The sequence below is a fragment of the Flavobacteriales bacterium genome, from assembly GCA_026129465.1.
GTDB lineage: Bacteria > Bacteroidota > Bacteroidia > Flavobacteriales_F > PHOS-HE28 > PHOS-HE28.
The window spans coordinates 783262-796303 of the sequence record JAHCIA010000001.1 but is presented as its reverse complement, the minus strand read 5'-3'; the positions used below and the strand labels follow the sequence as shown (position 1 = coordinate 796303).

Genomic DNA, 13042 nt, shown 5'->3' with positions numbered 1-13042 from the left:
CTGGAGGCGCACTCAAGGAGACATTCGGCCCAGCGCATAGTTCGCGTTGGTCCATTGCGTGGGTGTAAAGTCCAAGGGGCGGTTGAAAGCGTTCGTGAGTGCTTGCAACGAAAGGATACCACCGTCGTCCGCAGGACTTCCCATGACCGTCAGTGAACCATCGCGTTCCGCGACCGGGATGGATCCGGTCAAGCAGGACGTGTCACTTTGATTCGGATGACAAAGACCCAGATTGTGTCCCAGTTCATGCATGATGACCTTTGTCTGATACTCCATCCCAAGTGGTTCCGGACCCAAGGCTTGGAAATGGGAGGCCACCACCAGCGAGCGGATCATGGGCGATGCTTCGCCATAGAATCCAGGCCTGACATCCTTGGCCATAACGAGCAAATGGGTGAACGGAGCAAGGTCAGGATCCATGTGGAATGCGCGGATATCGGCGAGTTCACCAGAAACAACAGCGCGATCCTGGGGCGGCACCACCCGCACGCCATTGCTGTTGGGGAACATCACCTGACCGGGTCGCAAGCCTGGGAGGCTGTTGGTCCGATCGGCGAACAACACGTTGATATCGCGTCCGGCGAATACCGTCGTGATCCGTTCCATACCACGCTTGGTCATGGCGAAGACGGGAGAGGTATAGCCCACGCACACGACCAGATCGCGTTTGAGCGGATCTCCGACGCGGATGTTCTCCTGGGCGAGGATGGCCTCCTCCGCGTCCGTTATCCCATCTGCGTCCGCATCAGCATTCGCATCATCGGGTGATGGGTCGGCGAAGCGCGTGACGACCGTTCGATACAAGAGCGCGATGGACCTTCCGTTGAAGTTGAAGACCTGTTGATACGTGGAGTCCCGGTTGTGGAAGGGCAGCCGATCCTCCAAGGTCAGCGCTTGGTCGCCATCCTCAACGAATTTCAGCCGGGCACGATAGTGAAGAAGCCTCCCTGCATGCCATTGGCCCGCGCAACGTGTGGTGGCCACGGTACCTGGCCGTAGCGGAGACCCGATGTCGGCCACGATGTGATCATCCAGGATCAATCGGGATCGTGATAGTGCTGGTTGGATCGAGATCTCATCGATGATCAGATCGATGCGCTGGTTGGTTTCCGCGTCCATCCAGCCATCTCCGTCGCTGTCCTGGAGGTTGCGGGCCAGGTCGGCGATACCCTCGCGGGTTTGCGGATCGCACGAGGTGCAGGAGGTCAGGGATGCCAACAATAAGAACTGGAAGGCGCGATAGGGTGAAAATGACCTGGCCATGTCAAGGGTGTTGTTGGATCACATATCCGTGAAGGTATGCGGTACCCAAGGACATCCTGCACTGGTTCCGGCCCTAATGCACAAATGTTCACCGCGCCGTCCGCCGCATCTTTGTCGCCGGGCATGGGACCTGTAGCCATTCTGCTTCTTGTGGTCTTCTCGGCGGCGGTGGTGGCCCCCCTGCTGCAGCGGCTGCCGGTGCGCTGGGCTACTGGGCTGCTCGCGTTGGTCCCGCTGGGGGCTTTCGTCTGGTTCGCGGGCCAGGTCTCTCCGGTGGTCGATGGGGTGCCACTGCGCGAGGGCTACGTGTGGGTGAACGGCCTGGGCTTCGATTTCGACTTCCGCATCGATGGTCTATCCCTGTTGTTCGCGCTGCTCATCACCGGTATCGGCACGCTCATCGTGCTCTATGGCGGCGCATACCTGCAACGCCACCCCGGCCTGCCGCGCTTCTTCACCTACCTCTTCGTGTTCATGGGCTCCATGCTTGGCGTGGTTCTCTCGGACAACATCTTCGCGCTTTTCGTTTTCTGGGAACTCACCAGCCTCAGTTCCTACCTGCTCATCGGCTACCGCCATGGTCACGCGGGCACGCGCAAGGCCGCGTTGCAGGCGCTGCTCGTCACGGGCATGGGTGGTCTGGCCCTCATGGCCGGTCTCATCCTCGCCACCACGGCGCAGGGCAGCCCGGTGATCAGCCATTGGGCCGTGGGCGGAGGCGAATTGCTCAACTCACCCTACCTGACGCCCATGGTGGTGCTGGTGCTGCTGGGGGCCTTCACCAAGAGCGCGCAGTTCCCCTTCCATTTCTGGCTGCCCAACGCCATGGCGGCGCCCACGCCGGTGAGCGCCTATCTGCATTCGGCCACCATGGTGAAGGCGGGCGTGTACCTGCTGGCCCGGCTGGCGCCGCACTTCGGCGGTATACCCGGTTGGAACGATACCCTCGTGATCGTGGGTGGCATCACCATGTTGCTGGGCGCCGGGTGGGCGCTGGTCCAGATGGACCTGAAGAAAGTGCTCGCTTACACCACCATCTCCGCGCTGGGTCTGCTCGTGATGTCGATCGGCCTGGCGTCCACTCTGGCGATGTACGGGGCCATCCTCTTCCTGCTGGCCCACGCTGGCTACAAGGGCGCGTTGTTCATGGTGGCCGGCAACGTGGACCATGGCACCGGCACCCGCAACGTGGAACAGCTAGGCGGTCTCTTCCGCGTGATGCCTTGGACCGGTTTCGCGGCGGCCCTGGCGGCGTTGGGCATGATGGGCTTTCCGCTCTTCCTCGGATTCGTGGCGAAGGAGGTGCTCTACGAGGCCACGCTCCACCACTTCTGGTTGGCTGTTCCGCTCACCACCGCCTTGTTCCTGACGGGGGCCGCATTCACGGCCATGGCCATCCTCATCGGTGGCAAGGTCTTCTTTGGGCCGCGCGGCAGAACGGCGCATTCCCCGCATGATGTGGGTGCAGGCATGTGGTCCGGTCCGGTGTTGTTGGCCGCCTTGGGCTTGCTGGCGGGCAGCTTGCCTGCCGATGCGATCGGATCCCTGACGCACCGCGCGGTGGAAGCCATGCGCCCCGGTGCCGGAACAATGGAACTGCACGCCTGGCCGGGGATCACACCGGTGCTTGGATTGAGCCTGTTGACGATCGCGGCGGGGATCGTACTGTTCCGCCTGGGTCCACGTCTGCGGCGCGTGAAGCGCGGTGTGCGGTGGGCCGAACAGCGTGGGCCGGAAATGGTCTACGAGCGTGGCCTGCGTATGGTCACGGCCTTCGCGGCGCGCTTCACCGCCCTGCTGCAAAGCGGCCACCTGCGCTACTACATCATGGTGATCCTCGTCACCTTCTTCATCCTGCTGCTCGCCCCCATACATCACTACGGCCTGTTCCACCCGAAGCTCTCCTTCGCCGGTGTGGATCCCTACGAATGGCTGTTGGCGCTGTTGGTGGCGGCAGCGGTGCTGGCCACCGTGGCCGCGAGCGACCGGCTCATGGCCATCGCCATCCTTGGTGTGGTGGGCTATGGCGTGGCGTTCTTCTTCGCCATCTATGGCGGAACCGATATGGCCATGACGCAATTCCTGGTGGAGACCCTGACGCTGCTGGTCTTCGTGTACGTGGTGTGGAAGCTGCCCAGGTACATCCTGCTCACCTCGGGTGGTCATCGCTTTCGCGACATCACCATCGCCCTCGTGGGAGGCGCCGTGATGACCACGATCATCCTGCTGGTTACGGACTATCCGTTGGTGAGTGAGCTGAAGCTCTTCTACGCGGAGAACAGCGTGCCCCTGGCCAAGGGCCGCAACGTGGTGAACGTGATCCTGGTCGATTTCCGCGCGCTGGACACCTTGGGCGAGATCACCGTGCTGAGCATCGCCGGGCTGGGCGTGCTGGCGCTGGCGAAACTGAAATTGGGCAAGGCGCCTGCGAAAGCGGGCACCTTCGCCGCGAAACGATCGCGCAGGCCATGAACTCGATCATCCTACGCGTGGCCGTGCAGGTCCTGTTCCCGCTGCTGCTGGTGGCCTCGTTGCTTTCGCTCTTCCGCGGCCACAACGAGCCCGGCGGAGGCTTCATCGGCGGATTGGTGGCGGCGTCGGCCTTCATCCTCGTCACCTTGTCCGGTGGCGTGGCGGAAGGGGAGCGGCGCCTGCGCATGCCCCCGCTGCGGTTGATCGGCGCCGGGCTGTCGCTGGCCTTCATCGCGGCCGTGGTGCCCCTGTTCTTCGGCCATGCTTTTTTCGAAGCGCTCTGGACCGACCTGTACATCCCCATCGTGGGCAAACCGGGCACACCGGTGCTGTTCGATCTGGGCGTGTACCTGGTGGTGGTGGGCGTGGTGTGCAAGATCGTGTTCTCCATAGCTGACGACAACTGATGGGACTGCTCCTCGCCCTGCTCGCCGGGACGCTCTATGCGGCGGCCTTCTACATGCTGCTTCGGCGCAGCCTGGCCAAGCTCATCATCGGTCTGGTGCTGCTGGGCCACGCGAGCAACCTCTGCATCTTCACGCTGGGCCGCCTCAGCAAGGGGCGCCCGCCATTCGTGGAGGCAGGTGCGGATGCCGTGGTGCCGCCCTATGCCGATCCCCTGCCGCAGGCCCTGATCCTCACGGCCATCGTCATCGGCTTCGGCATCCAGGCCTTCGCCATCGTCCTCATCAAACGGGTGCACCAGGAGACCCGTTCCGATGACCTGGACCGACTGCAGACGGCCGACGACACCTTCACCATGGATCCTGAAGGGAAACAGCCATGAACCTGCTCGTACCGCTCTTCATCCCTTTCATCACGGCCGTGCTCTGTCTGGCCTGGTGGAAGGACCGCCGCGTGCAGGGCTGGCTCAGCGTGGCGGGTCTCGCGGTGATGGCCGGCACGGCGCTTCGCCTGCTGTTCTCGGTGCGGGCGGACGGCATCCAGGTGGTGCGCGCCGGCGGCTGGGACGCGCCATTCGGCATCGTGCTCGCCGCCGACCTGCTCAGCGCGGGCCTCGTCGCCACCACCGCCATGATCGGTCTCGTGGTCACGCTCTACTCCATCCCGGCGGTGGACGTGAAGCGCGAAGCCTACGGCTATTACCCGTTGATCAATCTGCTGGTATTCGGTGTCACCGGCGCCTTCCTGGCGGGCGACATCTTCAACCTGTACGTGTGGTTCGAGGTCATGCTCATGTCCTCCTTCGTGCTGCTGGCCCTGGGCGGCGAGAAACGCCAGTTGGAGGGCGCCATCATGTACGTCACCATCAACTTCCTCTCCTCGGCGATCTTCCTCGCCGGCGTGGGTGTCCTCTACAGCCTCACCGGTACGCTCAACTTCGCCGACCTGGCCATACGCCTGGGCGAGGTGCCGGAGAAGGGACTCGTCACCGTGGTGGCCATGTTCTTCCTGGTGAGTTTCGGCATCAAGGCCGCCGTGTTCCCCCTGTTCTTCTGGCTGCCGGCCTCGTACCACACGCCACCCATCGCCGTGGCGGCCATCTTCTCAGGCCTGCTCACCAAGGTGGGCGTGTACGCCCTGATGCGTGTTTTCACACTGCTCTTCGTGCACGACATCCCCTACACGCACACCATGCTGATGGTCATCGCGGCGATGACCATGTTCGCCGGGGTGCTGGGCGCGGCGGCGCAGGGCGATCTCAGGCGCATCCTGTCCTTCAGCATCGTGAGCCAGATCGGCTACATGGTGATGGGCATCGCGCTGTTCACGCCGCTGGCACTGGCGGGCGCGGTCTTCTTCCTGGTGCACAACATGGTGGTGAAGACCAGTCTTTTCCTCATCAGCGGCATCGTGCACCACGTGAAGGGCAGTTTCAAGCTCCGCTACATCGGCGGGGTGTACCGCGACCATTTCTGGCTCAGCATCCTGTTCCTGGTGGCGGCGTTGAGCCTGGCGGGCCTGCCGCCCTTCAGCGGCTTCTGGGCCAAGTTCATCCTGATGAAAGCCGGTATCGAGGCGGGCGAGTTCTGGTTGGTGCTGGTGGTGATCGGCTCCAGCCTGATGACGCTCTACTACCTCACCAGGATCTGGAACGAGGTATTCTGGACCAACCGGCCGGAAGCGGTCGGCGACCCCGAGCCGCACACCCCCGGCCCTGGACCGCTTTGGCTGATGGTGCTGCCCGTGGCGTTGCTCACGGCGATCACGCTCGCGATCGGTCTACACGCGGAGCCGATCTTCGAACTGGCCCGCGAGACAGCGGACCAGCTATTGGGCCGTGACGAATACATCAACACGGTGCTGGGGCGATGAGGACCTTCATCTACAACCTGCTGCTCGCCTTCGTGGGCGTATGGATCATCGAAGAGACGATGGACCTGCGCTTCAGCGAGCCGCTGGTATTCCTGGGCGTGTACCACGCGCTCTTCTTCGCGATCTGGCTCTGCTCCTGGGCCTTCGACCGGCGCTACTTCCGCAAGCTGCCGCTGCTGCTGGAGTTCATCGGCTTCATCCTGAAGGAACTCCTTGTATCCAGCCTGCGCGTGGCCTATGACGTGCTCACACGCACCGCGCACATGCGCCCCGCCATCGTGGATGTGCCGCTGGACGCCCGCACGGACCGGGAGATCGTCACACTCGCGGTGCTCATCACCCTCACGCCCGGGACATTGAGCCTGCACGTGAGCGATGACCGAAGCACGCTTTACGTGCATGAGATGTATGTGCAGGACCGCGACGTGGCGGCCGTGCGCCGCAAGATCAAGGACGGATTCGAACGCCGCGTGCTGCGGTTGGCGCGATGACGGAGACATTCTATGACAACGCCCTGCTCACCGCCCTGGTGACGCTGATGCTCATCGCCGGGCTGGTGATGGTGCGCCTCGTGCGCGGACCCAGCATCGCGGACAGGGCCACGGCGTTCGACGTGCTCACCTGCGTGGTGATCGGCATGCTCGCCGTGTTCGCCATACGCACCAGCAACTATCGCTATTTCGATGTGGTGCTCGTCATGGGCTTCGTGGTCTTCCTCGGGGCCATCGGGTTCGCGTACTACATGAAGAAGATCAGAAGCAGGAAATGATCTCCCAATACATCACCCTGGCCTGTGTGTGGCTCGGCATCATCTTCATCCTGATCGCCGCGATCGGCATCATCCGCATGCCCGACGTGTACACCCGCATGTCTGCCGTGACCAAGGCCGTGGCCCTGGGCGTGGGTCTCATCCTCGTGGGCGTGGTCTTCCATTTCAACGACACCACGGTGATGTTGAAGGCCACGGTGATCTTCGTCTTCCTGGTGTTCTCCCTGTCGGTGGCCGCGCATGTCATCGGCCTGGCCGCCTACGAGGACCGGACCCCCATGACGGACCTCACTTTCCACGACGCGTTGAAGGAGGAGATGGGCGAGGGGAAGGCCCCTGCGCTCTCCGGGGACCCCGATGCCGAAGAAAGCTGATACACCCGGCGGCCGGGGCCTTGGCGTATGAACTGGCTTTGGTCAGTACAGGCCCCGGCAGGTCGGAACTAACTTTGGCCATCCACCGATCCATCCATGCACATGACCGTATTGAATGATGCCGTGCTGCCCGAGTTGATCGCCGCGCAGCGCGCTCCCTGCCTCAGCCTGTACCAACCCACGCACCGCACGCATCCCGCCAACGCGCAGGACCACATCCGCTTCGGCAACCTGCTCAAGGCCCTGGAGGGATCGTTGCGGCTGAAATACCCCGGGGACGCCACCGAGACGCTGCTCAAGCCCTTCAGGGCCTTGCTGGCGGACAACAATTTCTGGAAGTACAACCTCGATGGTCTGGCGGTCTTCGCCGCGCCGGGTTTCTTCCAGGTGGTGCGCATGCAGCGCGCCGTGCCGGAAATGGTGGTGGCCGCCGACTCCTTCCACCTGAAGCCCATCCGCCGCGCGTTGCAGACGGTGGACCGCTTCCATGTGCTGGGCCTCACGCGCGAGCGCATCGTGCTCTTCGAAGGCACCCGCGATGCCCTGGATGAGCGCAAACCCGCGGCCGGCGTGCCTTTGACCATCACCGATGCCCTGGGCGAGGAGCGTACGGAAAAGCACCAGACCGTGGCTTCCTACGGAGGGCGTGGCGGCAGCGGAGGAGGGGAGATGCGACACGGGCACGGTGGCAAGAGCGACGAGGTGGACAAGGACACCGAGCGTTTCTTCCGGGTCGTGGACCGCGCCATCATGGAACACCACACCAAGCCCAGCGGCCATAGCCTCGTGCTGGTGGCCCTCCCCGAGCACCAGGGCGAATTCCGCCGCGTGAGCCACAACCCCAGGTTGCTGACCGAGCATGTGGCCATCGATCCCACAGGCATCGATCCGGACAAGTTGCGCCGCCTGGTATGGGAGGCCGTGGAGCCGCGCTACCATGCCCATGTGAAGGGGCTGGTGGACCGCTATGGCGATGCCAAGTCCCAAGGCCAGGGCAGTGACGACCTCCAGGAGGTGGCCGCCGCCGCGACAGCAGGCCGGGTGGCCACGCTACTGGTGGATGCGGACAAGGCCATCGCCGGCCGCCTGGACCATGTGACGGGCAAGGTGGTCTTCGACAGCCTGCTCGACCCGCGCGTGGACGACCTGCTGGACGACCTGGGCGAACTGGTGGTGGCGCGCGGTGGCAACGTGATGGTGGTGCCGGGGGATGTGATGCCGACGGAAACGGGCGTGGCGGCCACCTATCGATATTGAGTACAACAAGGCCGCTGACGCCACGCGAACCCCAGGACACCGGGTGGTACCATGGTTGAAGCGGCCCAGCAACAACACTGAAAAAGCCAGGAGCATGATCATCCAAGTCAATTCGGACGGCCACGTGGACGGCAACGTCAACGTCATCGTGGAAGTGGAGGAGAAGGTGCAGCGTGCGTTGGAACGCCATGTGGACCGCATCACGCGCGTGGAGGTGCACCTCAACGACGAGAACGCGCACAAGAACGGGCAGGACGACCAGCGCTGCGTGATGGAGGCCAGGCTCAATGGCCTGCCGCCCATCGCGGTTACGCACAAGGCGGCCACCATGCCACAGGCCCTGGACGGCGCCATTGAGCGCCTGCGCAACGCCATCGCCAACCAACTGGGCAGGATCGAGAGCCGGTAGTTACCACCGGGGGCCGATGGTCAGGCTTCCACAGGCCGCGTGCGTGGCCCTGTGAACTTGCGCGTGGCGTAGATGATGCAGGGCACCCCGATGGCGGTGGGGCCCAGCCAGGCGATAACGCCCAGGTCCAGTTCGCGCAACGCGGTGAGCAGGAAGGCGGTGAGCGTGGCGATGTAGGTGCCGAGCATCATGCCGATGTGACGTCGCAACCAGGCCTTCGCGGGCAGTTGGTCACCGCGCGCGGACCTCAAGAAAGTGCGCGTATCCTGCAAGGCGAGCAACATGCTGATGGCCCCGAAGACCATGAGCACCATATGGCCCGTGGCGATCATCCAGCCGCCATTGATGCCGCCCACCGCCGTCATGGCCACATCCTGGAAGGTTGGCTTCAGCGCTTTGTTGCGGATGGAGCGCCAGCCCCCATGCGCCTGGTACAGGGAGAATACCCCGATGTGGAACAGGAAGGCACTTCCTCGGATGGTGGACAACATCAATGCGGTGGTGGCCACGGCCACCATGCACCAGAAAAAGACCGATCCACTGCGCCGGTGCGTGGTACCGCCCTTGCGCGCCAGCATGGCGAGCGTGCCGGTGGCCAGAGCCGCGGACCCGGCGGTGATGTGAAGGATGAGCAGGAGGCTGGCCGCGGTTTCCATGGTGCTGCGTGTTGCTGCCGCGAAACTGCCTTGGTGTGGATCGTTCCGCAAGCCTGCCGGGACCACTGACAAGCCGTGTGGCCAATGGCAAGGCCCCAGGGGCCAATGGCGGGCGTTCAGGGGTGAACGGCAAGCCGCTGGCGTACCAGGCTGGTGAGCTGGCGCGATACCGGTATCGTCTCATCGGTACCTTCCAAGTGAAGCCTCAGACCTTGTGCGTTGCCGCTCACATGCCGCACCTTGCGCAGATCCACCAGGTGGCTTTTATGGCAGCGCAGGAAATGCTCCTTCCCGGCCAGTGCGCCCTCGATCGCCTTCAGGCTGCCGCGCAGCACGGTCCGTAGCGGCCGGCCCCCGGTGCGGTGGTGCACCTCCACATAGTTGTCCGCTGAGCGGATGAAGACCAGGTCGTCGGCCCCCAGCAGCAGCTCGTCCTTGGCGTTCTCGGCCGGCAACCGGATCTCTTCAGCAGGGCCGGTTTCGGCAGGCTTCGACGCCGGTCCGGCCAGGTCCGCATTGATCTCTTCCGAATGCCTCCGCCAGATCCTGCTGAGGCGGGCTTCGTTCAGCAGGATCGACACGCTCACCGGAAACGCACCGATCAGCACCGTGTAACCGGTGAAGAGCAGGATCGTGGGCAGGGACAGGTCCGCCAGCCCGATACCCACGGTGTACAGCGCGTTCGCCAGCCCGATGCAGGCCACGTTCACCAGTGTCCAGCCCAATTCGCGCCCCACGTTCCACCGCTCTTCCTCGAACCAGGACGGCACCAGCCCGGGCACCGCCACGTTCAACAGCAGCATCACACCCGCGCACACGGCGCCATAGCCCAGGGCGATCCGCAGCAACATGGCTTCCAGAAAGACCAGGCCGAATGGCCGGAACAGATAGAGGAAACCGGCGACGAAGAGACCGAAGAGCAGGGCCGATCGCACCCGGCCGGCCGTGGAGCGCTGCAACTGGTAGGGCCGGGCAAGGAAACCGCGCATGAGGGTCAGGGATGGACGAAGATCGCGCTTCACGCCGTCGGTGACCACGAACCCGGAGCTACGCCGGGGTGTTCACGTCCTAACTTTCACCGCCGCAGGCGAAAGACCCCATGGCCATGTTCCTCAAGCGCGTCCTCTACTACCTCGATCCGCGCACGCTCTTCGGGAGGAGCGATGCCAATGTCAACCTGCGCTTCATGCACGGCATCAACCGCATCAGCATCTTCCTCTTCCTGATCTGCCTGACGGTGATGCTCATCCGGGCCTTTCGCTGAACATGGACGAGAAACGTTTCATGGCCCTTCCCCTCACGGAAAGGCTGGCATGTGTGCGTGCCGACGGGGAATACCTGGGGTCGCGCGCGCATGGCGGTCATCGGGTCCACCTCTACCGCATGGAAGGCTTCTTCTGCGAGGTGTGGATGCGCCTCGGTCTCTCCTGCGTGGAGTGGATCGAAGTGGCGCGCAACCAGGACGTCCTCACGGAGTACGTGCATCTGGATATCGGCCATTTCTTCGGCGACCGTTGATCGGCCTATTGCTGCCACAGCTTCCAGGCCGCCATGGCCTGTGCCTCCAACATGCGCATGCCGTTCGCGGTGCGCGCGCCGCGTGCGGATCCTTCGCGCAGGAAGAGCGTTTCGGCGGGGTTGTACACCAGGTCGATCAGCACATGCTTGGGGCCGATGGCCTCGTAGGGCAGGGGAGGCGCTTGGTCCACCTGTGGCGCCATGCCCAGCGGCGTGGTGTTGATGATGAGGGTGCAGACCTTCACCACCGTGGGGTCGAGCAGGTCCCAGGTGAGGTCGCCACGTTCGCGGCTGCGGCTCACCACGCGGAAGCGGATGCCCGCCTCGCGCAGCACATAGGCCACGGCGCGGCTGGCACCACCGGAGCCGAGCACCAGGGCCCGCGGCCGCGTTTCACCGATCAGGGGCGACAGCGTTGCGCGGAAACCTTCCACATCGGTGTTGTGGCCCGTGGTGCGGCCATCGCGGATGGTGATCGTGTTCACCGCGCCCACTGCCGCCGCCAGCGGATCGATGGCGTCCAGCAGGGGCATCACCGCCTGCTTGTAGGGGATGGTCACGTTCAATCCCGTGAGGCCCGGCGTGTCGCGCAACAGTTCCGGGAACGCGGCGATGTCGTCCAAAGGGAAGAGATCGTAGCGGTGGAAGGCGAGGCCTTCGCGCTTGAAAAAAGCCGCGAACAAGCGCTGGCTTTGGCTGTGGGAGAGCGGCTTGCCGATGAGACCGAAGACCTTCATGCGCGGCCGGCACCCAGTCGTTCGAGCCCCAGCAACAGCAGCACGCCCGCGGCCATCAGCACCAGGGCCATCGCGGTATGGGGATCCTTGCCGGTGATGCCCAGCAGAACGTCCATATCGGTGATGGTGGTATAGTCGCCGGGCCAGACGTTGCCTGTGATGAAGGGCGCCAGGTGTTCATCGGGTTTGCCGGCATGCACGGTGCGCACCTCCAGCACTTCCTTCCAAGGCCACACGATGTGGAGGGACCCCAGCAGGAATCCGGTGAGGGTAGCCACGGTGAGGTCGTGGTGCTTGTTGAACATCCAGCCGAGGAAGCGAGAGAAGACCATGAGGCCCGCCACGCATCCGGCACCGAAGACAACGATGATCCCCAGGTCGAAGCCTTTGATCGCGGCCATCACGGGGGCATAGGCGCCCATCAGGAGCAGGATGAATGAACCGCTGATGCCCGGCAGGATCATGGCGCAGATGGCGATGGATCCGGCGAGGAAGAAGAACCACAGGCTTTCCTGGCCCTGCCCCGCGTGCGCCATGCCGATGGCCACGGCGATGGCGGTGCCGATGAGCAGTCCGATGACCGGCCCCACGCCCCAGCGGCGCACCATTTTCCCGCAGAGCCACACACTGGCGGCGATCAATCCGAAGAAGAAGCTCCAGAGCAGCACCGGCTTGTGTTGCAGTGCCCAGGTGATGGGCCGCACGAGCAAAAGCACGCTGGTGAAGATCCCCGCCACGAGTGTGAGGAGGAAGCCGCCATTCATGGTCCGCCACGCGGCGGCGATCCCTTCACGCCGCAGCACGCCGATGAGTCCGGGGCCTATGGTGCGAAGCGAGTCGATCAATTCCTCGTAGATGCCGGAGATGAAGGCGATAGTGCCACCCGATACGCCGGGTACCGTGTCGGCCGCGCCCATGGCCATGCCTTTCAGAAACAACTTGATGCGTTCCCTGGGATGTGTCATCAGTCGCAGTTCATGGTGCCGTCCACCTGGTCCTTGAAGGCCATCACGCCGCCGCGCAGGTCGATGAGATTGTCGAAGCCATGGCGCGAGGTGAGGGCCTGCACCACCGCGATGGAACGGTTGCCGGCCCGGCAGTGGACCACCACGGGGATGTCGCGCTGGATCTCGTGCAGGCGGTCCAGGATCTCGCCCATGGGGATGTGGTGTCCGCCCATGCCGCAGATCTCCACTTCATAGGGTTCACGCACATCAATGAGCTGGTGCTCCCAGCCCGCTTGGCGCCGCCGGTCATACTCTTCGGGATCGATGAAGGGGATATCCCCCAGAAGCGCGCTGCCCATGGTC

The 13042-nt window shown here is 63.9% G+C and carries 17 protein-coding genes; 11 read left to right on the top strand and 6 right to left on the bottom strand.

Features of this window, described 5'->3' with window-relative positions:
- Positions 1-12 precede the first annotated feature (12 nt).
- Positions 13-1263 (bottom strand): hypothetical protein, encoded by a 1251-nt coding sequence (locus KIT10_03310; GenBank protein MCW5898275.1) that lies wholly within the window; start codon positions 1261-1263, stop codon positions 13-15.
- Between the two features lie 123 nt (positions 1264-1386).
- Between KIT10_03310 and KIT10_03305 the strand changes: the two genes are divergently transcribed.
- The 9 genes from KIT10_03305 to KIT10_03265 all read left to right on the top strand — a co-directional run bounded on the left by KIT10_03305 (position 1387) and on the right by KIT10_03265 (position 8821).
- Positions 1387-3735, top strand: coding sequence for a DUF4040 domain-containing protein (locus tag KIT10_03305; GenBank protein ID MCW5898274.1), 2349 nt, complete (start codon positions 1387-1389; stop codon positions 3733-3735).
- The gene (locus KIT10_03300) at positions 3732-4142 is read left to right on the top strand and encodes a Na+/H+ antiporter subunit B (GenBank protein ID MCW5898273.1); all 411 of its coding nucleotides are present in this window, start codon (positions 3732-3734) and stop codon (positions 4140-4142) included. The genes KIT10_03305 and KIT10_03300 overlap by 4 nt, the downstream gene beginning before the upstream one ends.
- Positions 4142-4522 carry a Na+/H+ antiporter subunit C gene (locus KIT10_03295; GenBank protein ID MCW5898272.1) on the top strand — a complete coding sequence of 127 codons (381 nt, stop codon included), beginning with the start codon at positions 4142-4144 and terminating at the stop codon, positions 4520-4522. Before KIT10_03300 ends, KIT10_03295 begins: the two co-directional genes overlap by 1 nt.
- A complete protein-coding gene (locus tag KIT10_03290; protein ID MCW5898271.1) occupies positions 4519-6012 on the top strand; it encodes a Na+/H+ antiporter subunit D in 1494 nt (497 codons plus the stop codon). Before KIT10_03295 ends, KIT10_03290 begins: the two co-directional genes overlap by 4 nt.
- Entirely contained in the window at positions 6009-6503 is a 495-nt protein-coding gene (locus KIT10_03285; protein MCW5898270.1) for a Na+/H+ antiporter subunit E, read from the top strand. Before KIT10_03290 ends, KIT10_03285 begins: the two co-directional genes overlap by 4 nt.
- Entirely contained in the window at positions 6500-6781 is a 282-nt protein-coding gene (locus KIT10_03280; protein MCW5898269.1) for a cation:proton antiporter, read from the top strand. The genes KIT10_03285 and KIT10_03280 overlap by 4 nt, the downstream gene beginning before the upstream one ends.
- The gene (gene mnhG, locus KIT10_03275; GenBank protein ID MCW5898268.1) at positions 6778-7155 is read left to right on the top strand and encodes a monovalent cation/H(+) antiporter subunit G; all 378 of its coding nucleotides are present in this window, start codon (positions 6778-6780) and stop codon (positions 7153-7155) included. Before KIT10_03280 ends, mnhG begins: the two co-directional genes overlap by 4 nt.
- A gap of 102 nt (positions 7156-7257) precedes the next feature.
- Complete coding sequence (locus KIT10_03270; protein ID MCW5898267.1) at positions 7258-8412, top strand: host attachment protein; 1155 nt, start codon at positions 7258-7260, stop codon at positions 8410-8412.
- Between the two features lie 94 nt (positions 8413-8506).
- Positions 8507-8821: an HPF/RaiA family ribosome-associated protein gene (locus KIT10_03265; protein MCW5898266.1), complete on the top strand. Its 315-nt coding sequence runs from the start codon at positions 8507-8509 to the stop codon at positions 8819-8821.
- Positions 8822-8841: 20 nt separating this feature from the next.
- On the opposite strand, the gene KIT10_03260 is transcribed toward KIT10_03265, so the two are convergent.
- Together KIT10_03260 and KIT10_03255 are read right to left on the bottom strand one after the other, a co-directional pair.
- Positions 8842-9477 carry a hypothetical protein gene (locus KIT10_03260; GenBank protein MCW5898265.1) on the bottom strand — a complete coding sequence of 212 codons (636 nt, stop codon included), beginning with the start codon at positions 9475-9477 and terminating at the stop codon, positions 8842-8844.
- A gap of 116 nt (positions 9478-9593) precedes the next feature.
- Positions 9594-10466 (bottom strand): LytTR family transcriptional regulator, encoded by an 873-nt coding sequence (locus KIT10_03255; GenBank protein ID MCW5898264.1) that lies wholly within the window; start codon positions 10464-10466, stop codon positions 9594-9596.
- Positions 10467-10582: 116 nt separating this feature from the next.
- Here KIT10_03255 and KIT10_03250 point away from each other — a divergent pair, with 116 nt between their 5' ends.
- Together KIT10_03250 and KIT10_03245 are read left to right on the top strand one after the other, a co-directional pair.
- On the top strand, positions 10583-10741 hold the full coding sequence (locus KIT10_03250; protein ID MCW5898263.1) for a hypothetical protein: 159 nt from the start codon (positions 10583-10585) through the stop codon (positions 10739-10741).
- A gap of 2 nt (positions 10742-10743) precedes the next feature.
- Positions 10744-10995 (top strand): hypothetical protein, encoded by a 252-nt coding sequence (locus KIT10_03245; protein ID MCW5898262.1) that lies wholly within the window; start codon positions 10744-10746, stop codon positions 10993-10995.
- A 5-nt stretch (positions 10996-11000) separates the two neighbouring features.
- On the opposite strand, the gene KIT10_03240 is transcribed toward KIT10_03245, so the two are convergent.
- From KIT10_03240 to KIT10_03230, 3 genes are read right to left on the bottom strand one after another with little or no spacing between them, the layout of a single operon-like run.
- Positions 11001-11732: a shikimate dehydrogenase gene (locus tag KIT10_03240; GenBank protein ID MCW5898261.1), complete on the bottom strand. Its 732-nt coding sequence runs from the start codon at positions 11730-11732 to the stop codon at positions 11001-11003.
- Positions 11729-12697, bottom strand: a complete 969-nt coding sequence (locus KIT10_03235; protein ID MCW5898260.1) for a DUF368 domain-containing protein — start codon at positions 12695-12697, stop codon at positions 11729-11731. The genes KIT10_03240 and KIT10_03235 overlap by 4 nt, the downstream gene beginning before the upstream one ends.
- Positions 12697-13038 (bottom strand): rhodanese-like domain-containing protein, encoded by a 342-nt coding sequence (locus KIT10_03230; protein MCW5898259.1) that lies wholly within the window; start codon positions 13036-13038, stop codon positions 12697-12699. Before KIT10_03230 ends, KIT10_03235 begins: the two co-directional genes overlap by 1 nt.
- Positions 13039-13042: the final 4 nt, after the last annotated feature.